Source organism: Streptomyces sp. NPDC005281 (genome assembly GCF_040607495.1).
Taxonomy (GTDB): domain Bacteria; phylum Actinomycetota; class Actinomycetes; order Streptomycetales; family Streptomycetaceae; genus Streptomyces.
Map to the genome: position 1 here is coordinate 129485 of NZ_JBEXGX010000016.1, position 21996 is coordinate 151480.

19 protein-coding genes are annotated in these 21996 nt (G+C 71.7%); 14 read left to right on the plus strand and 5 right to left on the minus strand.

The features are described 5' to 3' along the window. Positions 1 to 57: 57 nt before the first annotated feature. From ABZV42_RS23075 to ABZV42_RS23100, 6 genes are all read left to right on the plus strand, one after another. Positions 58 to 630: a hypothetical protein gene (locus ABZV42_RS23075; RefSeq protein ID WP_355975933.1), complete on the plus strand. Its 573-nt coding sequence runs from the start codon at positions 58 to 60 to the stop codon at positions 628 to 630. Between the two features lie 187 nt (positions 631 to 817). Continuing rightward, the gene (locus ABZV42_RS23080) at positions 818 to 1198 is read left to right on the plus strand and encodes a hypothetical protein (RefSeq protein ID WP_355975931.1); all 381 of its coding nucleotides are present in this window, start codon (positions 818 to 820) and stop codon (positions 1196 to 1198) included. 154 nt (positions 1199 to 1352) lie between these two features. After that, the gene (locus ABZV42_RS23085) at positions 1353 to 1970 is read left to right on the plus strand and encodes an RNA polymerase sigma factor (RefSeq protein ID WP_356053365.1); all 618 of its coding nucleotides are present in this window, start codon (positions 1353 to 1355) and stop codon (positions 1968 to 1970) included. Positions 1971 to 2264: 294 nt separating this feature from the next. Continuing rightward, positions 2265 to 3080 carry a hypothetical protein gene (locus tag ABZV42_RS23090; RefSeq protein ID WP_356053366.1) on the plus strand — a complete coding sequence of 272 codons (816 nt, stop codon included), beginning with the start codon at positions 2265 to 2267 and terminating at the stop codon, positions 3078 to 3080. Between the two features lie 618 nt (positions 3081 to 3698). Further along, complete coding sequence (locus ABZV42_RS23095; RefSeq protein WP_355976153.1) at positions 3699 to 4361, plus strand: RNA polymerase sigma factor; 663 nt, start codon at positions 3699 to 3701, stop codon at positions 4359 to 4361. Continuing rightward, positions 4361 to 5443 carry a hypothetical protein gene (locus tag ABZV42_RS23100; RefSeq protein WP_356053368.1) on the plus strand — a complete coding sequence of 361 codons (1083 nt, stop codon included), beginning with the start codon at positions 4361 to 4363 and terminating at the stop codon, positions 5441 to 5443. The genes ABZV42_RS23095 and ABZV42_RS23100 overlap by 1 nt, the downstream gene beginning before the upstream one ends. Before the next feature lie 429 nt (positions 5444 to 5872). On the opposite strand, the gene ABZV42_RS23105 is transcribed toward ABZV42_RS23100, so the two are convergent. Next, positions 5873 to 6757 carry a L,D-transpeptidase family protein gene (locus tag ABZV42_RS23105; protein ID WP_355975923.1) on the minus strand — a complete coding sequence of 295 codons (885 nt, stop codon included), beginning with the start codon at positions 6755 to 6757 and terminating at the stop codon, positions 5873 to 5875. Between the two features lie 156 nt (positions 6758 to 6913). On the opposite strand from ABZV42_RS23105, the gene ABZV42_RS23110 reads away from it, so the two are divergent. Both ABZV42_RS23110 and leuE read left to right on the plus strand, forming a co-directional pair. Next, positions 6914 to 8494, plus strand: a complete 1581-nt coding sequence (locus ABZV42_RS23110) for a methylmalonyl-CoA mutase family protein (protein WP_356053370.1) — start codon at positions 6914 to 6916, stop codon at positions 8492 to 8494. A gap of 298 nt (positions 8495 to 8792) precedes the next feature. After that, entirely contained in the window at positions 8793 to 9443 is a 651-nt protein-coding gene (leuE, locus tag ABZV42_RS23115; protein WP_355975919.1) for a leucine efflux protein LeuE, read from the plus strand. Here the strand turns inward: leuE and ABZV42_RS23120 are convergent, their stop codons facing one another. After that, complete coding sequence (locus ABZV42_RS23120; RefSeq protein WP_356053372.1) at positions 9444 to 10940, minus strand: FAD-dependent monooxygenase; 1497 nt, start codon at positions 10938 to 10940, stop codon at positions 9444 to 9446. 38 nt (positions 10941 to 10978) lie between these two features. Here ABZV42_RS23120 and ABZV42_RS23125 point away from each other — a divergent pair, with 38 nt between their 5' ends. Further along, complete coding sequence (locus ABZV42_RS23125) at positions 10979 to 11638, plus strand: TetR/AcrR family transcriptional regulator C-terminal domain-containing protein (RefSeq protein ID WP_355975915.1); 660 nt, start codon at positions 10979 to 10981, stop codon at positions 11636 to 11638. A 51-nt stretch (positions 11639 to 11689) separates the two neighbouring features. Here ABZV42_RS23125 and ABZV42_RS23130 read toward each other — a convergent pair whose 3' ends face one another. From ABZV42_RS23130 to ABZV42_RS23140, 3 genes are all read right to left on the minus strand, one after another. Next, a complete protein-coding gene (locus ABZV42_RS23130) occupies positions 11690 to 12793 on the minus strand; it encodes an acyltransferase (RefSeq protein ID WP_355976151.1) in 1104 nt (367 codons plus the stop codon). A gap of 343 nt (positions 12794 to 13136) precedes the next feature. Next, entirely contained in the window at positions 13137 to 14471 is a 1335-nt protein-coding gene (locus ABZV42_RS23135) for an alpha-2,8-polysialyltransferase family protein (RefSeq protein WP_355975913.1), read from the minus strand. Then, on the minus strand, positions 14468 to 15448 hold the full coding sequence (locus tag ABZV42_RS23140) for a glycosyltransferase family 2 protein (protein ID WP_355975911.1): 981 nt from the start codon (positions 15446 to 15448) through the stop codon (positions 14468 to 14470). The genes ABZV42_RS23135 and ABZV42_RS23140 overlap by 4 nt, the downstream gene beginning before the upstream one ends. 198 nt (positions 15449 to 15646) lie before the next feature. Here ABZV42_RS23140 and ABZV42_RS23145 point away from each other — a divergent pair, with 198 nt between their 5' ends. The 5 genes from ABZV42_RS23145 (at position 15647) to pstC (ending at position 21996) form a co-directional block, all read left to right on the plus strand. Continuing rightward, positions 15647 to 16963, plus strand: coding sequence for a DUF6716 putative glycosyltransferase (locus tag ABZV42_RS23145; RefSeq protein ID WP_356053374.1), 1317 nt, complete (start codon positions 15647 to 15649; stop codon positions 16961 to 16963). Between the two features lie 76 nt (positions 16964 to 17039). Further along, entirely contained in the window at positions 17040 to 18344 is a 1305-nt protein-coding gene (locus ABZV42_RS23150; protein WP_356053376.1) for an N-acylneuraminate cytidylyltransferase, read from the plus strand. Positions 18345 to 18358: 14 nt separating this feature from the next. Beyond that, a complete protein-coding gene (locus tag ABZV42_RS23155; protein ID WP_355975905.1) occupies positions 18359 to 19297 on the plus strand; it encodes an N-acetylneuraminate synthase family protein in 939 nt (312 codons plus the stop codon). A gap of 38 nt (positions 19298 to 19335) precedes the next feature. Further along, positions 19336 to 20415: a hypothetical protein gene (locus ABZV42_RS23160; protein ID WP_355975902.1), complete on the plus strand. Its 1080-nt coding sequence runs from the start codon at positions 19336 to 19338 to the stop codon at positions 20413 to 20415. A gap of 444 nt (positions 20416 to 20859) precedes the next feature. Further along, positions 20860 to 21996, plus strand: a complete 1137-nt coding sequence (gene pstC / locus ABZV42_RS23165) for a phosphate ABC transporter permease subunit PstC (protein WP_355975900.1) — start codon at positions 20860 to 20862, stop codon at positions 21994 to 21996.

Consider the following 21996-nt stretch of genomic DNA (forward strand, 5'->3'; position numbering starts at 1 on the left):
AAGTGCGGGCTCCGTGAGGCAAGGGCGCCCTGTCGAGCGCATTTCGAGGGAGTCGTGATGAGTCTGGTGGAACTGATCGCTCAGGCCGACGAGAGAGGTCTGGCGGCGAGCGGTCTGGCTTGTTTGGATCGGTGTGTACCGCTGCTTGGCGGCGACGACGACGTCCTGCGGCCCCTGTGGGCGAGCCTGGCGGAGCCGGACACCTGGGCCGAGTGGGGAACGCGCCTGGAGGAGGCGCGCGCCAAGATGGACGCGGAGGACCCCGAGCCGGCCGCGACGGACGAGGACCACGCCGCCCTGCTGGCCCGCGGCATGCTCGACGCCGTCCCCGACAAGCCCTCCGAGGAGGAGCTGCGTGCCTGGTCGGACGCCTGCTCCGTGGCCGCGCTCCAGGTGCACCGGTTCCTCGACCACGCCGACGACGCGGAGGCGTGCGTGACGGCACGCCGTGAGGGGCGCACGGAGGGCATGTCCCCGCTCGTCGCCGCCGAACTGCGCCGCCAGGTCTCCGTCCTGGAACTGCTCAACGAGCACGGCAAGGGCGGACTGCGGTTCGCGCTGGACGCGTCGACGGAGGGACGACGCGTACTGCGAGCGGTGGTCTCACGCAGGGCTCGCGGACGGGTCTAGCCCCGCAACCGAGGCATACGGGCGCTGGGGTGCGCCGGAGGCGGTACACGGCTCCGGCGCACCCCAAACCTCGTTTCCCGAGGGGTTCCTGTGATGGTCCTGGGGCGGAGATGGCGGTCCTGGGCCGGTGTCGCGAACCCATGCCCGGACGCGTGACGTATCCGGCCGCCGCCGCGCTCTACGTGGTGTGAACGCAACTCGAACACCCCGGCCCTCAGCCGCGACGAAGCCCGTTCGCTGGGCGGCCGACACGGTCGCGACCATGCGTGAGGGCGCCCGGCTGCGCCTCGACTACTCGGCCCAGAGCCTGTGGCGCGTCGACCGCGTGATCGACGAGATACGCCGGGACGGCGCCCCGTACGCCGCCGTCGAGAGCGTGCTGCGCGGATTCGGGGCGTACGCCGGTGAGGTGGTGGCCCGTCACACCGGCGCCGAGTGGTGGGAGACCGGCGGCGAACACTGGCTCCGTACGCCCGACGGACGACTGTGGGACCCGATCGAAGAGGCCCGCCGCCGCTACGCGGGCGACGGTTCCCTGCGCCTGCTGTGCCGCGAGGCCGCCCACTGAGTGCCTCACGAGGTCCCGTCGGCCGGTCCGGACAGAGTGGCTGACGCACTGTGACACTTCCGTGGGACCCGACGCTGATGACCATGGGGGTGTCGACGCGGACGGCCGCGCCGGCAGGCACATTCGGGCGAACTCGGTGCGAACGAGGACAGTGTTGGGCCAGGGAGGGGAATCCCGCCGCGTGCAGCCCTACGACGCGGAGCTGGGCGCGGCCGTGGCGCGGGCGCAGGAGGGGGACGAGGTCGCTTTCGCGGCCGCGTACCGGATCGTGCAGCCCGGACTGCTGGGCTATCTGCGCGGCATCGTCGGCGACGACGCGGAGGACGTGGCGTCCGACGCCTGGCTGGAGATTGCCCGGGACCTGGGACGGTTCCGGGGAGACGGCGCGGGGTTCCGCGGCTGGACCGCGACCATCGCGCGGCACCGGGCACTCGACCATCTGCGACGGATGCGCGTGCGGCCCCGCGGAACGGCCCTCGAACAGGACGCGCTCGACCTGCCAGGCGGGCACAGCACGCAGGACGAGGCGCTGGAGAGCCTGTCCACCGCGTACGCCCTCGAACTGGTCGCGGGACTGCCGCGCGACCAGGCCGAGGCCGTGCTCCTGCGGGTGGTCGTCGGCCTCGACGGGCCGGCCGCGGCGCGGGTGCTCGGCAAACGCCCCGGCGCGGTGCGCACCTCCGCCCACCGGGGTCTGAAGCGGCTCGCGCGAAGGCTCGGCGACGCGGGTGTGACGGATGAGGAGTCCCGGGCGCTGGGGGAGTCGGGATGAGCAGTACATCCGGAACGGCCGGCACCGCGTCGTCGTCCGGAACCGCATCGTCGTACGGCGGAGGGAAGTCGACCGGTGTACGGATGGTGCACGGCGCAGGGCCGGCGCGCGGAGGACGGCTGCGGTAGGGCGGGGGGCCGTCGGCCGCGGCCGGGACGCCGGACGCGGGAGTGCCGTCCAGCGGCCGTGGGACGGCACGTGGGGCGAGGTGGTTGCACGGCGTGGAGCTCGGAGCGGAGTCCTGGTACGGCGAGGGGTTGCGGGGCGGAGCGGCAGACGGAGATGGAACCGGACGTGGAACCGCACAGGGAACCGGTCGTGCCACCGGGCACGGGTGAACGGCGCGTCGGCGACGGCGCGGTCCCCGGCCGGCGCGTCACGCCCCCGGCGGCCCCCGGAGTCGGCCGGCCTTCCTTGGAGACACTCCTCGCCGCCGCGATGCTCGGCCGGGCGGAGGACCGGGGGGCGGACAGGGCGGACGGCAGGGCGGCCGAGACACAGGCCGTGGCCGCCTTCCGGGCCGCGCGGGACGGTGGCGCGCACACCGCGCGCACCCGGCGCCGTGACGACTGGCGTCCCGGGGAACCGGGACGGCAGCGCCGTTCGCTGAGGGCCGCGTTCGCCGTACTGCTGGCCGGTCTGACGCTGGGCGGCGTCGCCGCCGCCGCCGTCGGACCGCTCGCGCGCGAGGACACCGGGCACCGGGGCGCGGCCGCGTCCCGGCCGTCCGGAGGCGCCCCGGACCGATTCCCCGGGTCCGTGCCACCGGTCGGCCCCGGCGCTCCCGGTGTCTCCGCCCCGGGCGACCCGCTGAACCGTCCCCCGAGTGCCCAGGACACGGAGGCCCACTGCCGCGCGTACGCGTCGGTGCGGGACCGGGGCGACGCCCTGGACTCCCGGGCCTGGCAGCGGCTCGTCACCGCCGCCGGCGGCGAGGACAAGGTCGAGGCGTTCTGCGCCGGGCAACTCGCCGCACGCGCCGCGGAGAAGGGCGCGAAGGGGGCCGGGAGCGCTGCGAACCCGGCCGAGCCAGGGAAGACGAACGGGACGCCGGCTCCGGGGGGCGGGCCCGCGACGCCGAAGCCGGGCAGGTCCGGGAGCGAGCGGTAGCCGGACGGCGGCTGTGACGACCGGGCGGGCCGATCATCCAGTGGCCGGGCCGACGATCCGGCGGCCGGGCGTGACCGGCGGGCTGACGGGCAGGCAGGGCCAGGCGTGACTGACGGGCCACCGGGCCGGGATCCGAGGGTGACGCGGACGTCTCTGCCGCAGTAACGGCGGAGGTCTCTGCCGCAGTGGCGGCGGACGTCTCTGCCGATGGCAACGGCCGGGGCCGCCACCCCCCACAGGAGAGGCCCCGACCGTCGCGCGGCACGGGCCGCGCGGCGACCCGTACTCTCTACAGCGCCGCGACTGCGTTTTGTGTCACACCTCGCACTGTCACCGCGTAGTTGCAGGTTGTACGAACATGGACGGGGAGCTGTTTCAGGCCGTAACGTGCCTTTCGCGCCGGTGCGGGAGCAGGACGACCGCAACCACGGGGACCTGGGACCACGACCGTGTGGACCCCGGTACCGCGACCACGTGGGGCCGGTACCGGAGCCGCGTGGGGCAGGAGACCAGAGACCACGCGGACCCGAGACCGCAACCGTCCGCCACACGAAGCACGACGGCGAGAACCCGGTCCGCGAGAGCGGCGCCGGTTGAGTCATGAAGAGGGGCGCGGGGGTGCTGGGGGACGACGCGGAGCTGACCGCCGCGGTACTGGCCGCACAGGACGGGGACGAGACCGCGTTCCGGACTGTGTACCGAGCGGTGCACCCACGCCTGCTCGGATACGTACGGACACTGGTGGGTGAGCCGGACGCCGAGGACGTCACGTCCGAGGCCTGGCTCCAGATCGCCCGTGACCTGGAACGCTTCAGCGGGGACGCGGACCGTTTCCGCGGCTGGGCGGCGCGGATCGCCCGCAACCGGGCGCTGGACCACATACGGATGCGCGGGCGCCGTCCCGCGATAGGCGGCGACGAGACCGAGCTGACCGGCAAGGCCGCCGAGTCCGACACCGCGACCGAGGCGATGGAGGCGCTGTCCACCGGCAGCACCCTCTCGCTCATCGCCCAGCTCCCGCAGGACCAGGCGGAGGCCGTCGTCCTGCGGGTCGTGGTCGGACTCGACGCCAAGTCGGCCGCCGAGACTCTCGGCAAGCGCCCGGGAGCCGTCCGGACGGCCGCGCACCGGGGTCTGAAACGGCTCGCGGAACTGCTCGGCACCGATCCGGAATCCGCCGTCGCGCTCGACGCCGTTCCCCCGCAACGAGGTTCGCGCACCCGCGCGGTGACGTCCTCCGGTGTGACGCATCCGCGTTCGCGGGCGCAGAAGGACATGTGATGGCCGACGAGCAGTACAGGTGGCTGGACCGGGACGCCGCGGAGCGTCTGCTGAACGGGGAGCCGCTGGAAGCCGTCGACCCCGGCACGCGTGACCAGGCGCACCGCCTCACCGCGGCCCTCGGCGCGCTGGCCGCCGTACCCGAGCCGACCAGCGACGAACTCCCGGGCGAGGCAGCCGCGTTGGCCGCTTTCCGCAAGGCACGCGCGGACGGCGACGGCGCTCCCGCGGAGCTCGGCCACCGCGGTCGCGCCCGGTCCGGCGCGCATGCCGCGGACGCCGGTCTCGTACGGATCGGGCGTCCCGCCGCGCACGGACGCCGGACGCGCTGGGGACGGCCCACCAGGTTCGGGCTCGCCGCGGTGCTGGCCGTCGGCATGGTCGGCGGGGTCGCCGTCGCGGCCGGAACCGGAGTGCTGCCGACCCCGTTCACCCGTGAACACCCGGGCCCGGCGGCCTCGGCCAGCGCGGTGCGGACTCCGGAACGTCCGCTCGTCTCGGCCTCGCCCCTGCCCTCGCCCGGAGTCTCCGGCGGCAACGGCACTGTGGCGCCGGTGCCTGACGGTCCGTCGGGCGAACCGTCCGCCGACACCTCCGCGTCCCCGGGATCCGGCTACGCGAGCGGCCTGCCGAGTCCCGGCTCCACCGGGAACACCGACCGCTCCCGCGAGTGGTGGGCCCGGACACGCTCGTACTGCCGTGCCATCCTCGACGGCAAGGACCTCGACGCGGACCGCAGGCGCGTCCTGGAACACGTGGCGGGCGGCGGAGCCCGGGTGAGGCTGTACTGCACGGGTGTCCTCGGCCGCGGACCGGGCGGAGCCGGCGGCACGGGCGGCGGCGACCAGGGGACGGGACAGGGCTCCGGTCAGGACTCCGGCCAGGGCGATCAGGGCGGCGGTGACGGCGACGGCCACCACATAGCGCCCGGCGGCAACGACCCCCGGGGCGACAGTGTCGGCATCCCGTCCGTACTGCGCCCTGAACTGACCCCGTTCCTGCCGGTCGCGCCGATATGGTCCGCGACGCCGAGCCGGGCGCCCGAGGCGACGCCGAGCCCCTTGGCCGGCGCGCTTTCGTGAACAGCCCTTTCCGCGGGCGCTGATCGGCAGGCCGGCCTCCCGGCCTCGGCGTGCTGTCGTGCAGTCACCCCCCGGCAGACGTGCTGCCGTGCCGGCATCCCCCGGTGGACGTGCTGCCGTGCCGTCCCCCGGGCAGACGTTCTGTCAGTTCTCGGGCCGACGCCCTGCCGCACCGTCAGCTCTCCTCGCGGCGCACCAGAAACCCCTCTGACCTGCGCTTTCGTGTTTCGTTGAAATTTTTATCGGCCGGGTGTGACGTTTTCGGCCGCCGCGACGCAGTACGTGGTGAGCCGACTGGTCATCGGCCGTAGCACGGAGCCGGGGTTCCCCCCGTACCCACGGCTTCGTGCAACTGGCGCGGGCGGGACACGTTCCCCCGGTCCCGCCCGCGCCCCACACTCCTTCGCCCCGCCGTCGCGCGGGGGTCCCTCACCAGTGGACGACGACCTTGTCGCCCGTGCGGACCTGCGCGAAGAGCGCCGCGACCTTGCTCTCGTCCCGCACGTTGACGCAGCCGTGCGAGGCGCCGTAGTAGCCGCGGGCCGCGAAGTCCGAGGAATAGTGCACCGCTTGGCCGCCGCTGAAGAACATCGCGTACGGCATCGACGTGTGGTAGATCGTCGACACATGGTGGCGGGACTTGAAGTAGACGCTGAACACACCTTCGCGGGTGGGCGTGTACTGCGAGCCGAACCGGACGTCCATCTCCGAGACCGTCCTGCCGTCGACCATCCAGCGCAGCGTGCGGCTCGTCTTGCTGACGCACAGCACACGGCCCGTCATACAGCGCGGGTCGGGCTTCGCGGCCGGCTGCCCGCCATAGGGGTACAGCTCCCAGGCCGCCGGCTCGTGCGTCATCCCCCGCAGCCGCTGCCAGGTGACGGCGTCCAGATCACCGGTGCGCGGCAGCCCACGTTTGCCCTGGAACCCCTTCACGGCCGCGGCCGTCCGGGCGTCGTACGTCCCCGTCGGCGGGGTGATCAGCCAGGCGACCTGGTGCAGCCGGGCCTGCGCCCTGCGGATGTCGTCGCCACGGTCGCCCCTGGACCAGAGGACCTCGGCGGGGGCGGCGGAGGACGAGGACGCGCTGTCCTTTCCCGCTCCGGCGGAGCCCGCCGTGCCGTCCTCGCCCTTCGGGGAAGCTCCGGACTTGCCGTCGCCCTCCCCTTTCGCGCCGGAGGCGGGGCGGGCCGAACCGTCGATCCGCCCCGGCGGCTTCCTTCCCTGCGCGTCCACGGCATGGGCCGTGCAGCCGCTCATCACGGCGAGCGCCGCGAGCGCGGCCAGCGATCTCTTCAAGCCAGTCGTACGCATCCGGTCCCCTGTTCCACCCGTCCTGTCGTGCACACCAGGCCCCCGTCCCGCCGTCATGTCACCTGAGATGCTCCCCGCGGGTGACCGGTTGCGAACGGGACGGCATGGTGGAAGAGAACCACGGACACATCGGCCCGCTTCACGGGAGGCACACCAATGGCGCGCGAATCCGAGTCCGGACTGCCCATCGAACCGGTCTACGGCCCCGAGGCCCTGGCCGGCTGGGACCCGGCCGAGAAGCTCGGCACGCCGGGCGCGTACCCCTTCACCCGTGGCGTGTACCCGTCGATGTACACGGGCCGTCCGTGGACCATGCGGCAGTACGCGGGGTTCGGTACGGCCGTGGAGTCCAACGCCCGCTACCAGCAGCTCATCGCCAACGGCACGACGGGCCTGTCGGTCGCCTTCGACCTGCCCACCCAGATGGGCCACGACTCGGACGCCCCTCTCGCGCACGGCGAGGTCGGCAAGGTCGGTGTGGCGATCGACTCGGTCGACGACATGCGGGTCCTGTTCGACGGGATCCCGCTGGACAAGGTCTCCACCTCGATGACGATCAACGCGCCCGCCGCGCTGCTGCTGCTGATGTACCAGCTGGTCGGCGAGGAACAGGGCGTATCCGCGGACCAGTTGACCGGCACCGTCCAGAACGACGTCCTCAAGGAGTACATCGCCCGGGGGACGTACATCTTCCCGCCCAAGCCGTCCCTCAGGCTGATCGCGGACATCTTCAGGTACTGCGGGGCCGAGATCCCGAAGTGGAACACGATCTCGATCTCCGGGTACCACATGGCCGAGGCGGGTGCGACTCCCGCGCAGGAGATCGCGTTCACCCTGGCGGACGGAATCGAGTACGTGCGCACGGCGGTGGCGGCCGGTATGGACGTCGACGACTTCGCGCCGCGCCTCTCCTTCTTCTTCGTCGCCCGTACGACGATCCTGGAGGAGGTCGCCAAGTTCCGCGCGGCCAGGCGGATCTGGGCCCGGGTGATGCGGGACGAGTTCGGAGCGGAGAACCCCAAGTCGCTGATGCTGCGCTTCCACACGCAGACGGCGGGTGTCCAGCTCACGGCGCAGCAGCCCGAGGTGAACCTGGTCCGGGTCGCGGTCCAGGGACTCGCGGCGGTCCTCGGCGGCACCCAGTCGCTGCACACCAACTCCTTCGACGAGGCCATCGCGCTGCCCACCGACAAGTCAGCGCGGCTGGCCCTGCGCACTCAGCAGGTCCTGGCCTACGAGACGGACGTGACGGCGACCGTCGACCCCTTCGCGGGCTCGTACGTCGTCGAGAGGATGACGGACGAGGTCGAGGCCGCCGCCGTCGCCCTCATGACGAGGATCGAGGACCTCGGCGGCGCCGTCGAAGCGATCGAGCAGGGCTTCCAGAAGGGCGAGATCGAGCGCTCCGCCTACCGGGTCGCCCAGGAGACCGACTCCGGCGAGCGGGTGGTGGTCGGCGTCAACCGCTTCCAGCTCGACGCGGAGGAGCCGTACGAGCCGCTGCGCGTCGACCCGGCCATCGAGGCCCAGCAGGCCGAACGCCTCGCCCGGCTCCGCGCCGAGCGCGACCAGAAGGCCGTCGACACCGCCCTCGCCGCCCTGAAGAAGGCCGCCGAGGGCACCGACAACGTCCTGTACCCGATGAAGGAGGCCCTGCGCGCCCGCGCGACGGTCGGCGAGGTCTGCAACGCCCTGCGCGAGATCTGGGGGACTTACGTGCCCTCGAATGCCTTCTGACCTGGGAGATTCCTTCGTACGGGTGAACGGGGGCGGAAGCCGCGCGCTACTACGCCGAGGCCGGTGTCCCCGTCTACATCGTCGTCGACCGCAAGCACGACGAGGTCCTGCTCCACCAGGACCCGGTCAACGGCAAAATGCCCGGCGCCCGAGCGCTACGAGCGTGGCCAGAGCCTCGCGGTCCCCGCGTCCGTCGGTGTCGCCCTCGACCTGCCCGTGGACACCCTCCTCGACGGCGACTGACTGACCCGCGAGACGCCTCTACGCACTGTCGCAGGCGCGTGCGACACTCGCTCTCATGCTTGGTGTCATCGATCTCCCCACCTATCTCGCGGGTCTTGTCCTGATCGTCCTGCTCCCGGGACCGAACTCGCTGTACGTGCTGTCCGTCGCCGCCCGCCGGGGTGTCCGTACGGGGTATACCGCCGCCGCGGGTGTGTGGTGCGGGGACACCGTGCTGATGACTCTGTCGGCCGCCGGTGTGGCTTCGCTGCTCCAGGCGAACGCCGTGCTGTTCAGCATCGTGAAGTACGCCGGTGCGGGATATCTGACCTGGCTGGCGGTCGGGATGCTGCGCGCCGCTCGGGCGATGTGGCGGGCCCGTCGGGAGGCCGTCGCCGAGAGCGCGGAGCCCGAGACGGTGGCGGGGGAGCGGCCGTTCCGCCGGGCGCTGGTGATCAGCCTGTTCAACCCGAAGGCGATCCTGTTCTTCATCGCCTTCTTCGTGCAGTTCGTCGACCCCGGCTACGCCTACCCGGCCCTCTCCTTCGTCGTGCTCGGCGCCTTCGCCCAGATCGCGAGCGTCCTGTATCTGACCGCCCTGATATTCAGCGGTACGCGCCTCGCGGCGGCCTTCCGCCGGCGCAAGCGCCTCTCCGCCGGTGCCACGACCGCGGCGGGCGCGCTCTTCCTCGGCTTCGCGGTCAAGCTCACGCTCGCCAGCGCGTAGTCAGCCGACGCTCAGGCCCACCCGGGCCGCGTACTCCCCGAGGTCCCGCGCGTCGGTCCCCGCCCATCCCACGTACCCGTCGGGGCGGACGAGGAAGACCCCGGTCCCGTACCGCTCGTGCGATCCGATGTGCGCGGTGCGGACGCCGGGAAGGACCGGCGGCCGCGTGACCGGGCCGGCCGTGAGCAGGGTCCAGTGCGGTCCCCGGAACACGTCGAAGAGGCGTACGCCGTCCACGGCCGCGTCGGGGGCGCGGTCGCCTGCGCGCAGCCCCTCGTCCGGCAGGTCCGTACGGGTCTCCGCGGCGAGCGAGGAGCCGCGGTAGCCGAGGCCGAGCTGACGGGTCTGCCTGCCGCGGCGGGCCTCGCCGCGGTGGATCTTCGTGGACAGGCCGAGCATCTCGGCGGCGACGGGACGGCGTTCCTCCTCGTAGGTGTCGAGCAGGGACGCGGGAGCCTCGCCACCGAGGACCGCGCCGAGCTTCCAGCCCAGGTTGCAGGCGTCCTGGACGCTGGTGTTGAGCCCCTGCCCGCCGGCCGGGGAGTGGATGTGCGCCGCGTCCCCGGCGAGGAGGACCCGCCCGGCGCGGAAGCGGTCCGCGAGCGCCGCGCGCGGCCGGAAGTCCGAGACCCAGCGCACCTCGGTCACCGAGTCGGCGGCCAGGTGCGAACGGGCGGCGACGACCTCGCGCACACCGTCGGCGGAGGCGTCGACCGTGGTTCCGGCCGGGAATCCGGCGACGACCTGGAAGTACTCCGTGCCCGCGAGCGGGCAGATGGCCATGAAGCCGTCGCCGTCCCCGCGCGGCGGGAACAGATGCCAGTGGTCGCGGTCCAGGCCGCCGATCCGGGCGTCCCCGACCAGGATCGGCTCCGGGGCCACGACGCCCGAGCCGTCCGCCCCGGCGCCGGTCATGGCGATGCCCGCGCCCCGGCGCACGGCCGACCGGCCTCCGTCGGCGGCGACCACGTACCTCGCGCGGACGGTCCCCGCGCCGTCGGCCGAGGTGAAGCGCACGCTCACACCGTCCTCGTCCTGGTGGAGCGCGGTCACCTCGCGGCCGAAGACGACCCGGCCGCCGAGTCCGGCGAGGCGCGCGTGCAGGATCTCCTGGGTGCGCCACTGGGGAACCATCCACGGCTCGGTGAACGCCGAGCCCTCCTCGCCGTCCTCGGCCGGGTCGAACATCGCCCGCTCGCCCGCCTGTTTCCCGTCCTGCCAGATCATCCCGACCGGGTAGTCGCCGCCCGCCGCGCGGATCTCCTCCAGGACGCCGAGGTCGTCGAGAACCTCCATGGTGCGCGGCTGGAGTCCCTTGCCGCGCGACCCCGGCGCGAGCCCCTCGCCCCGCTCCAGGACGAGCGCGTCCACGCCCCGCCGCGCGAGATCGACGCCGAGGGCGAGGCCGGTCGGGCCCGCGCCGACGACGAGTACGTCCACGTCCACCCCGTTCAGAGGGGTGCCCGCGACACTTTCCTTAACGCTGTTAAGTTCCATGCCGCGAGCATGCACTTAACAGCGTTAAACTGTCAAGCGTGGCTACCCAGAGACCCCCGCGGTCCCCCCGGCTGGACAAGAGGCAGGTCGTCGAGACCGCACTGAGGCTGCTCAACGAGACGGGCCTCGACGGCCTCAGCCTGCGGGCCATCGCCAAGGAGCTGAACGTCCAGGCGCCGGCGCTCTACTGGCATTTCAAGAACAAGCAGGAACTGCTCGACGAGATGGCCACGGAGATGTACCGCCGGATGGTCGACACCCCCGGGGCGGCCGGGGGCGAGGGGTGGCGGGAGCGGCTGCTCGCCGCCAACCGGGGACTGCGCGCCGCGCTGCTGAGCTACCGCGACGGCGCCAAGGTCTTCAGCGGCTCACGCTTCACGGGCACCCTGCACGCCGTCGAGATGGAGCGGACGCTGACGCTGTTCACCCGGGCGGGATTCACCCTCACGCAGGCGGTGCGCGCGACCTCCACCACGTACCTCTACACGATCGGCTTCGTCACCGAGGAGCAGGGCGTCCAGCCACTGCCGGGTGAGCGCCGCGAGGGGTACGACATGGACGAACGCGCCCGCCGTATGGCCGACTTCCCCCTGTCGGCCGCGGCGGGCGCGGAGATCTTCGAGGACTACGAACGGCACTTCGAGGAAGGCCTCGCCCTGATCGTCACGGGCATCGAGGCGAGCTACGGCATCGGCTGAGCGGTTCCTCGTCCGGCTCCGGCCCGTCCGCCACCGGACCTCCGGAGCCGGCTACAGGCGCGGCTTGGACAGGGCCGTGCGGAGTTTCGGGGTGAGCCGGTTCTCGACGAAGCGGTTGAGCAGCCAGGCGAGCAGCAGCATTGTGGCGACCGTGGCCAGGAGCGTGCCGTACGACGGGATGTGCAGGGTCCGGTGGTAGGCCTTGATGACGACCCAGCCCAGGTGCTCGTGGACCAGGTAGAACGGGTACGTCAGCGCGCCCGCGACCGTCAGCCACCGCCAGTTGGCCCAGTGCAGCCAGCCCAGCGCGATCGCTGCGACGGCGACGTAGCCGAAGGTGACGACGAGGATGATGGCGAAGGACGAACGGTTGGAGAAGAACTCCGGGTTCGGGGCGTGCCACAGGCGCTGGACCGCGTAGTGCTGGCCGATCAGCCAGCTCACGCCGACGATGCCCCAGGCGTAGGCGTCACGGCGGTTGCGGTGGACGAGGTAGAGGCCGACGCCGCCGATGAAGTACGGGGCGTACTCGGGCATCAGGACCATGTTGAGGAGCGGCTCGTTCACGCCCTGCGCGATGGCCGCGGCCAGGGTCCAGCCCGCGCAGAACAGGATCACGCGCTGCCGGTTCGCCCCCGGCAGCACGATGCACAGTGCGAAGAGGGCGTAGAAGCGGACCTCCGCCCACAGGGTCCAGCACACGCCCAGCACCCGGTCGACGCCCAGCGGCTGCTGGAGCATGGTGAGGTTGACCAGCGCGTCGCTCGGGGAGACCGCCTTATACGCGACGACGGGCAGGGCGAACACGGCCGTCACGATGATGATCGCGGCCCAGTACGCGGGCAGCAGCCGCGAGGCCCGGGAGGCGAAGAAGGAGCGCAGCGGCCGGCCCCAGCCGCTCATGGAGATGACGAAGCCGCTGATCACGAAGAAGACCTGCACACCCAGGCAGCCGTAGGCGAACAGATGGTGCAGGGTGGGGAACTGGTGCTTCGGCGAGCTGCCCCAGGCCTGGACCACCTCGCCGTCCCGGCCGCCGTAGTGGTACCCCGCCACCATCAGGGCCGCGACGAGCCGCAGCCCGTCGAGGGCGCGCAGCCGGTTCTCCCGGCGCACCGCGGGTCGGGGGGCGGCGGACGTCTCGGCGGGTGGCAGGACGGTACGGACCACGGTGCCGGTCGACGTCCCGCGGGCCTCCTCGGGCGTGTCGATCACAAGGTTCCCCTCAGTGGGACTCAGCTGGCCCACAGCACGTTAGTCCGATAGTCGGGGATACTTACGGCCCGGCGAGGCCGGTTCGTCGTCTCGCCCACGGGAGTTCATCTCTGTGACGCTCTCGCGTTGAGGACTCTTCCGAATCAGGACAAATCGGCAGCGGTGGTGCCGGGTTCCCGGAACGCCCCCGAACGGCCGTCATGGCAAAGGAGCGGGGCCCGGTCGTGTCCGACCCGGCCCCGCTCCTCGGTGTCCCGCGGGAAACGCCCGCCGCACGGCCGCCTCAGCGGCCCACCGCCCGCTTCAGCGAGCGCGCCCGCCGGGCGACCCGGCGCACGGTCGCGTTGCGCGGGATGAAGGCGAGCTGGGCCGGGACCGCGCCTGGCAGGGCCAGCGAGGTGAGGCGCTTGCGCTTGAAGTAGCGCCAGGTGTGCTGGGTCAGCCGGGTCGTCAGGTAGCTCTCGGCCGCCGGGCGCAGCTCCGGATAGATCTTCGGCTGCATCGCGAAGCCGACGGCTCTCAGAAGCTTCGTCAGGTCCGCCACGTCCATGCCGGGGTGCTGCCCGGTGACCGCCGCGCCGTCCGCCAGGTCCGGCAGCAGCGCGTCGACGATGGTCACCGGGACCCGGTTGCTGTTCTCGTACGGGGTGAGCAGGTCCAGCAGCGAGCCGGTCCCGACCCGGGCGACCGGCAGGCCGTACAGCGCGGACGCCGTGAGCAGCGCGGTGGAGAAGCAGCCGACGACCAGCGCGGGACGCATCCGCTGGTAGAGCACCTCGGCGAGGACCGGGGTGTCGAGGACGGTGAGGTCGGCGCCGAGCTTCTCGGCCTCCTTCTCCAGCATCCGCGACCAGCGCGCAGGGGCCGAGGGGTGCGGCTTGAACACCACGCGGGTGTGGCCGAGCGCGAGGGCGCCCTTCAGCATCCGTACGTGGAGTTCCTCCTCCTCCTGGGCGGTGAGGATCTCCAGCGCCGAGAGGTACTGACCGAGCAGCAGGGCCGGCTCGTCGGCCGACGGCAGCTCGTCACCGGTGTCGACCAGCTCCGCGAGCACCTTCACGAACGCGTCCGTGGGCACGATCTGCGGCTCGACGTCGAACTCGGTGAGCAGCAGCGGCGTCAGGCCGGGGACCAGGTCCAGATGGAGCAGCCGGGTCACCCGGGTGCCGACCAGCGGGTCGATCTTGTTGCGGGTGGGGCCGTAGCTCATCAGGCCGTCGGCGTACACCGTGACGGGCGCGCCCATGAAGATCTGGGAGATGCCGAGCGCCGGGTTGACCTGGATCGACTCCACGGCCAGTTCGACGTCGTCGTCGCCCAGGCTCCAGGCGAGCCGCAGATGCCGTTCCCACAAGGGCGCGTCGTCCGGCCGGGGGGCCCAGCCGCCCGGGTGGAAGGGGGAGATGGTCTCGTTCCACGAGATGACCTCGTCGAAGCGGCCGCGCAGCTTCTCGAAGCCGGGCATCTCGTCCACGGCGGACGTCGTCTCGGGCGTCGCCGCGTTGTTGGAGACGAGGAGGATGCGCCGGTCGGCGGGTCCGAAGCTGTCGGTGTCGAGGGCCGCGGCGAGCGTGGCCGTCCCGTACAGCGTGGACGCCAAGAAGATCTGGGTGGTCACGCGGCCACCCCCGCGGCGGGCGCGGGCCGTCGGCGCAGCCGGCGCAGCCGGGTGGCGCGCTGGACGTCCATCGAGTCGAGGGCCTCGTCGAGGACGCCCTGGGGCATACGGCGCAGTGCGACGGCACTCATGGACTTCAGTTTCCGTGCCACTGCCGGCTCGAACCTTTCGATGGATCCCAGGTGATGGGAAATAATCGCGCAGTAGGTGCGCACAGCTTTGGGGAGGAGTTTTTCCGCGTCCCGGTCCCCGGCGGTTTCCGCCACGACCTGGTCGAATGCGCGAATGAAATCGAGTTGGCGCACGTCCCCGATCTGGGTGAGGGAGGAGGCCACGCCACGCCGGTAGAACACGCCGAGCAGCCCCACCGTGGCGAAGGATTCCGCCTCCCGGTGGAGCTTCCAGATCCACGGCCGGTCCTCGGCCGTGCGCAGCCCGTCGGTGAAGTGGAGCAGGCCCCGGTCGACCAGTCGGCGGTGGTAGATGCCCGCCCAGGCGTAGGCGTAGTCGACGGAGGTGGAACGGTCGGAGGGGAGGATGGCGTCGCGGGGGTTCATGACGACTCCGCGGCGCCCGTGCGGAACACGGTGGATGGTGCGGGCCCGCGCGGTGCACTGGACATGGTCCGTACGGACGAAGTCGCAGCCCAGGTCCTCGATGGAGGAGACGAGTTGTTCGTAGTATCCGGGGGCGAGCCAGTCGTCCCCGTCGAGGAACGTGAGGTACTCGCCACGCGCTTTGTCGATCCCGGTGTTGCGGGCGGTGGCCAGTCCTCCGTTCTTCTCGTGTCTGACATACACCGCACCCGGGAGCTCGCGCTCCGCGCGCGCGAGGATGTCCGGTGTCTCGTCGCGCGAGCAGTCGTCGACGAGAATGAATTCGAAATCCTGCCGTGCGTTCGCACGCAGGCTCTTCAGGGTGTCGGGCGCATATTGCTGCACGTTGTAGAACGGCACGATGACGGAGAGCTTGACCACGCCTGTGACGTTAGGGGGCGGCCCGGCATTCGTCTTGACTGTTGGTGAGATACGAGGTGAACGACGCGTGGCGGAACAGTGAACCACATCGTTTTCTCAGCCGATCCTGGGCTGATTCCCCATTCGTCGACGCGCTGTTAACCGTTTGTTGTATTCAGGTTGGGCCGCTCCTCGAAATGGCTTCCTAGCGTCTAGGACGTGCCAGCAAGTACCACGAAGTCGCTACGGGTAGCCGTTCTCGCGGATTCCGACACCAGGTGGAAATGGGGTTCGCTCACCGCGAACCGTATCTCCCCGGCCGAATCGGACATCCGCCTCGACGGATTCCTCCTGCGCGGCCGTGCCACCCCGACCGCCCGCCAGCTCGAAGAGGTGGGAGTCCGCGCGGACTCCCTCCGTGAGGTCACCGCCGTCGAGTTCCTGCGCGAGATGGGCAAGGAGGACCACGCCTACGACGTGGTCGTCCTCGCCCTGGTCGGCGGTGCCGTCCAGGCGGTCCTGCACGGCCTGGCCCGAGCCTGGGCCGGACGGGCGAAGCGGCCCCTGGTCGTCACCGGCTATGTCGGCGTCGTCTACGAGAAGCTCGCCGACGGGCTGCTCCTGCGGCACGGCGCGGACCTCGTCCTCGCCAACTCCCTTCAGGACGCGGACCGTTTCCGGGCCGTGTACGAGGGGGTCGGCGCGGACGCCGGGTCGGTGACCGAGGTCGCGCTCCCCTTCCTCGGCGGGGCCGCGTACACGAAGGGGAACGACCCCTACACGGTCGTCTTCGCCGCGCAGCCCTCCGTACCGGAGAGCCGCAAGGACCGTACGTACCTGCTGGACCGGCTGATCGGCCACGCGCGGCTGCACCCGGACCGCGAGGTCCTGCTCAAGCTGCGCTCCAAGCCGGGCGAACACACCACCCACATCGAGGAACTGCCGTACCAGAAGCTGGTGCAGAAGGCGGAGCCGCCGGCCAACTTCCGCCTGGTGTACGGGCACATGGGCGAGGTCCTCGACCGCACCGACCTGCTCGTCACCATCAGCTCCACCGCCGCGCTGGAGTCCCTGCACCGCCGTATCCCCACCGTCGTCCTCAGCGACCTCGGGGTGCGCGAGGCGCTCGGCAACCACCACTTCGTGGGCTCCGGCTGCCTCGCCTCCTGGGACCAGCTCGACGCGGGACACCGTCCGGCGCCCGACGCCGCCTGGGTGGCCCGCCAGGGAGTCGCTGCCGACGGCTCGTACGAGACGGCCTTCGACGCGGCACGGCGGCGCATCACCGCGCTGCTGGGGGCGGACGAACTGCCGCCCCTCGCCCCCTACTACACCCCCGTCACCGCGCCCGGCTATCTGCCCGGCATCCTCGCCCGCCACCACCTCGGCCCCGACGGCAGTCCGCTGCCCGGCGCCCCGGTGGCGGACCGGGAACCCAGCCCCGTACGGCAGTTCGTGCGCCGGGCCGCCCGCGGCGCCTACCGCCACGGCGTCCAGCGCGTGGCACCGGTGATCCGGCGGATGGGCGAACTGTGAGCGCCCCGGCAGCGGGCCGCCCGCGGTCCCTCGCCCCCCACGCCTTCCTCGCCTCCCTCGTCAAGGAGAACAGCGCATGACCAACTCGCAAGCGGGTCAGTCCGCGCCGGTGCGCCGCGTACTCGCGGTGATCCCCGCGCGCGGCGGCTCCAAGGGCGTACCCGCGAAGAACCTCCTGCCCGTCGGCGGTGTGCCGCTGGTGGCCCGCGCGGTGCGCGAGTGCCGGTCCGCCCGCCTCGTGACGGACGTCGTCGTCTCCACCGACGACCAGGCCATCGCGGCCGCCGCCCGGCAGGCCGGCGCCGAGGTCGTGCTGCGCCCCGCCGCCATCGCCGGGGACACCGCCACCTCCGAGGCCGCCGTCGTGCACGCCATGGACACCCACGAGGCGCTGCACGGCTCCCCGGTCGACGTGGTGCTCCTCGTGCAGTGCACCAGCCCGTTCATCATCCGCGAGGACGTGGACGGGGTCGTGGACGCGATCCTCACGAACGGCGCGGACACGGCGCTGACCGTGGCCCCCTTCCACGGCTTCGTGTGGCGCGACGGCGACGACGAGGCCACCGCGGTGACCGCCGAGACCGGGCACGCGGCCCTCGACGGCGGCACCGGCGTCCTGGTCGCCGAGACCGCCACCAGCGGCGGCTACGGCGTCAACCACGACAAGTCCTTCCGTCCGCGCCGCCAGGACCGGCCCCAGGACCTCCTGGAGACCGGAGCCGTCTACGCCATGGAGGCCGCCGGCTTCCGCGAGGCGAAGCACCGCTTCTTCGGCCGCACCGAACTCGTGCGCACCGACCCGGCCCGTGTGCTGGAGATCGACGACCCGCACGACCTCGCCCGCGCCCGCGCGCTGGCCCCCCTCTTCGACGCGAACCGCCCCGGTTCGCTTCCGACCGCCGACGACATCGACGCGGTCGTCCTCGACTTCGACGGCACCCAGACCGACGACAGGGTGCTGATCGACTCCGACGGACGGGAGTTCGTCTCCGTGCACCGCGGGGACGGACTCGGCATCGCGGCCCTCCGCAAGAGCGGGCTGACGATGCTGATCCTGTCCACGGAACAGAACCCGGTCGTCGCCGCCAGGGCCCGGAAGCTCAAGATCCCCGTCCTGCACGGCATCGACCGGAAAGACCTCGCACTGAAGCAGTGGTGCGAGGAGCAGGGCATCGCGCCCGAGCGCGTGCTCTATGTCGGCAACGACGTCAACGACCTCCCCTGCTTCGCCCTCGTGGGCTGGCCGGTGGCGGTCGCGAGCGCCCACGACGTCGTGCGCGGCGCCGCACGCGCGGTCACCACCGTCCCCGGTGGCGACGGCGCGATCCGAGAGATCGCCAGCTGGATCCTCGGCCCTTCTCTCGACTCCCTCGACAAGTAAGGAACTTCTCCACCATGAGCACCAACTCCCGTCTGCGCACCTTCGGTTCCAAGACCGCCGGCCCCGGCCACCCCGTCTACGTCGTCGGCGAGATCGGCATCAACCACAACGGCGAGCTCGAGAACGCCTTCAAGCTCATCGACGCCGCCGCCGAGGCCGGCTGCGACGCCGTCAAGTTCCAGAAGCGCACCCCGGAGATCTGCACCCCGCGCGACCAGTGGGACATCGAGCGCGACACCCCCTGGGGCCGCATGACCTACATCGACTACCGCCACCGTGTGGAGTTCGGTGAGGACGAGTACCGCCAGATCGACGAGTACGCCAAGAGCAAGAACATCGACTGGTTCGCCTCCCCGTGGGACACCGAGGCCGTCGCCTTCCTGGAGAAGTTCGACGTCCCCGCCCACAAGGTTGCCTCCGCCTCGCTGACCGACGACGAGCTGCTGCGCTCGCTCCGCGCCACCGGCCGCACCGTCATCCTCTCCACCGGCATGTCGACGCCGAAGCAGATCCGTCACGCGGTCGAGGTCCTCGGCAGCGACAACATCCTGATGTGCCACGCCACTTCGACGTACCCGGCGCAGGCGGAGGAGCTCAACCTCCGCGTCATCAACACCCTCCAGGCCGAGTACCCGAACGTTCCGATCGGCTACTCCGGCCACGAGACGGGCCTCCAGACGACGCTCGCCGCGGTCGCCCTCGGCGCCACCTTCGTCGAGCGTCACATCACCCTGGACCGCGCGATGTGGGGCTCCGACCAGGCCGCCTCCGTCGAGCCGCAGGGCCTGACCCGCCTCGTCCGCGACATCCGCACCATCGAGGCCTCCCTCGGCGACGGCGTCAAGAAGGTCTACGACTCCGAGCTCGGCCCGATGAAGAAGCTGCGCCGCGTCACGGGCGTCATCGCCGAGGCCGAGATCGCCGCGGCCGCGGGCGAGCCCGTCTCGGTCTGAACACCCTGAATTCCTTACGACGGGACGGTCGTACGTCGATGAGCCCCCGCGCCGGTTCCGCCGGCTCCCACACTCTCGCCTTCGTCGAGAGTCCGGTACAGGTCCTGAACGTGCTGGAGTGGGCGCACACACATGCCCACAACGGTGCGGCGCCCGGCGCGGGGCTCACCCTCGTCGTCCTGTCTCCCAACGACCCGATGACCCGCGGCCAGCTCCGCCGGATGGCGGAACTGGCCCGCGACGAGGGCCACGCGGTCCGCTGGGAGGAGGCCCGCGGCGGCACCACGGCCCCCTTCCACACCATCGGGGGACTGGCCCCGATGCTGCGCAGGGCCCGGCGGATCGTCATGGGGGACCCGTTCTCCCGCTATGTGCAGCTGCTGCTGACCATCACCAGGGCGCAGGACCTGGTCGTGGTCGACGACGGCACGGCGACGATGGAGTTCGTCTCCCAGCTGGCCCGCGGTGAACGCCTGGTGCGCTGGCACCGGCGCGGTGGCCGCCCCGGCCTCCGGGACGTGCTCTTCGCCCCCGTGTCCGCCTCGGCCCGCCGCCGGCTGACGCCCAGTGACCGCCGTAAGGTCGAGGTCTTCTCCTCGATGCCGATCGAATCGGCTCCGCACGGCGTCACGATCACCGCCAACGACTTCTCCTGGACCCGGGCCCGGTTCGGCCCGCCGCGCATCACCAAGGGCGCGGACCTGGTCGGAACCTCGCTCGTCGAGACGGGCGTGGTCGACCCCGACCGCTATCTGGACGCGGTCCGCGCGCTCGCCAAGGCACACGGCGCGACCCGCTACTTCGCGCACCGCCGCGAGAGCGTCGACAAACTGCACCGGCTGGCCGCCGAGACGGGCCTGGAGATCGTCCGTCCCGACCTGCCGCTCGAACTGATCGCCCGGCGCGGTCCCATCGGCCGTACGATCCTGAGCTTCCCCTCGACGGTCGTCCACACGCTGCCGCTCGCCCTGGTCGGCACCGAGGTGCGCGTCGCGGTCTGCGACATCGACCCGGCCTGGCTGACGGAGAACGCCTCGCCGAGGGCCCAGGGCTTCCTGTCGGGCGTCACGGGCACCGCCCGGGACGTGCACCGTCTGTCAGCGGTATCCGCTATCTAGGACCTGTCCGGCCGATCATGCCGCAGACGCGGGGTCCGGTGCGCGCGTCTGCGGCGTTGTCGTCGGTTGCCGACGCTCCGCGTCGTCGCCCTCCTCCGCCTTGCAGCCACACGCACCGGACCCCGCTCACCCGCACTGCCCGGAACCGTCAGTTCCCTGCAACTTGATCGGCCGGACGGGTCCTAGTTCGAGCCACGAGTATTTCGACGTTCGGAGCCCGGCGCACCGCGCCGGGCTCCGTCGTTCGTCCTCCCGATGATCTACGCGCATCACCCGGGATTCCTCCGCGCATCCTCCACGACGAACGCACCGAACAGTCTTGTGGTGTTCACCAGTCCTCCATGAGGCGCGCGTTGGACCGACACGATCCGGCCATTGAATCGCAGCGCGCGGTACCGGCCGTCGGCCGCGCGGGGATTCCGTTTCCGGAACTGGGGGCAGTACGTGACGTCCGCGCAAGAGGAGTCCGGCAGACCGGAGTCGGGAAAGTCCGAGTCCGAAGAATCGGGGTCCGGCAGACCGGAGTCCGGCAGACCGGGGTCCGGCGTACCGGAGTCCCGGAGACCCGGGTCCGGTATACCGGCGTACGGGTTCAAGTCCCGGGAGCTCACTCCCCGGCGCCTCAACGCGGCCCGCGGTCTCGGTGACCGAGTCTTCCGGCTCCAGCTCACCGCCACCGGCGTCGCCGTCCTCGCCGTCATGGCGGGTGTCGGGCTCTTCCTCCTCCTGCGGGCCGGCCAGGCGCTGCGCGCCCGGGGCTTCGCCTTCCTCACCACCGCCCAATGGCAGCCGGACGTCCACAACTTCGGCATCGCGGCCGTCCTCACCGGCACCGTCCTGATCGCGTGCGTCGCGGTGGCGATCTCAGTACCGCTGGCCGTCGGGACCGCCCTGTTCATCTCGGACGTCGCCCCGCGCAAACTGCGCCGCACCCTGGTGACCATGGTCGACCTGATGGCGGCCGTCCCCTCGGTGGTCTACGGACTGTGGGGGCTCTTCTTCCTCCAGCAGCACGTGATCGGCCTGTCGCGGTGGCTGTCCGAATGGCTGGGCTGGATCCCCCTGTTCAAGGTGGACGGCACCCAGCCCGGCGAACCGCTCGCCTCCGAGAGCGTGTTCACCGCGTCCACCTTCGTCGCCGGGATCGTCGTCGCCCTGATGGTCGCGCCGATCCAGTGTTCGGTGATGCGCGAGGTCTTCTCGCAGGCCCCGGCCGGCGAACGCGAGGGCGCCTACGCGCTCGGCGCCACCCGCTGGGGCATGATCCGCTCGGTCGTCCTGCCGTACGGCAAGGGCGGAATCATCGGCGGCACCATGCTCGGGCTCGGCCGGGCCCTCGGCGAGACCATCGCGGTCTACCTGATCATCTCGCCGGTCTTCGTCATCCAGCCGCACATCCTCCAGACCGGCTCCAACTCGGTGTCCTCGCTGATCGCCCTGCACTACGGAGACGCCTCCGACTTCGGTATGTCGGCGCTGATGGCCGCGGGCCTGGCGCTGTTCCTGCTCACCCTGGCGGTCAACTTCACCGCCTCCTCCGTGGTGGCCCGCAGCCGCTCCGGCGCGCAGAGCGAGGCATGA

Bases quoted from the DNA above. Each gene is read 5' to 3' on its own strand.
- ABZV42_RS23155 (WP_355975905.1), top strand. From the start codon at position 18,359: ATGAGCACCAACTCCCGTCTGCGCACCTTCGGTTCCAAGACCGCCGGC.
- ABZV42_RS23120 (WP_356053372.1), bottom strand. From the start codon at position 10,940: ATGGAACTTAACAGCGTTAAGGAAAGTGTCGCGGGCACCCCTCTGAAC.
- leuE (WP_355975919.1), top strand. From the start codon at position 8,793: ATGCTTGGTGTCATCGATCTCCCCACCTATCTCGCGGGTCTTGTCCTG.
- ABZV42_RS23105 (WP_355975923.1), bottom strand. From the start codon at position 6,757: ATGCGTACGACTGGCTTGAAGAGATCGCTGGCCGCGCTCGCGGCGCTC.
- ABZV42_RS23150 (WP_356053376.1), top strand. From the start codon at position 17,040: ATGACCAACTCGCAAGCGGGTCAGTCCGCGCCGGTGCGCCGCGTACTC.
- ABZV42_RS23075 (WP_355975933.1), top strand. From the start codon at position 58: ATGAGTCTGGTGGAACTGATCGCTCAGGCCGACGAGAGAGGTCTGGCG.
- ABZV42_RS23100 (WP_356053368.1), top strand. From the start codon at position 4,361: ATGGCCGACGAGCAGTACAGGTGGCTGGACCGGGACGCCGCGGAGCGT.
- ABZV42_RS23110 (WP_356053370.1), top strand. From the start codon at position 6,914: ATGGCGCGCGAATCCGAGTCCGGACTGCCCATCGAACCGGTCTACGGC.
- ABZV42_RS23160 (WP_355975902.1), top strand. From the start codon at position 19,336: ATGAGCCCCCGCGCCGGTTCCGCCGGCTCCCACACTCTCGCCTTCGTC.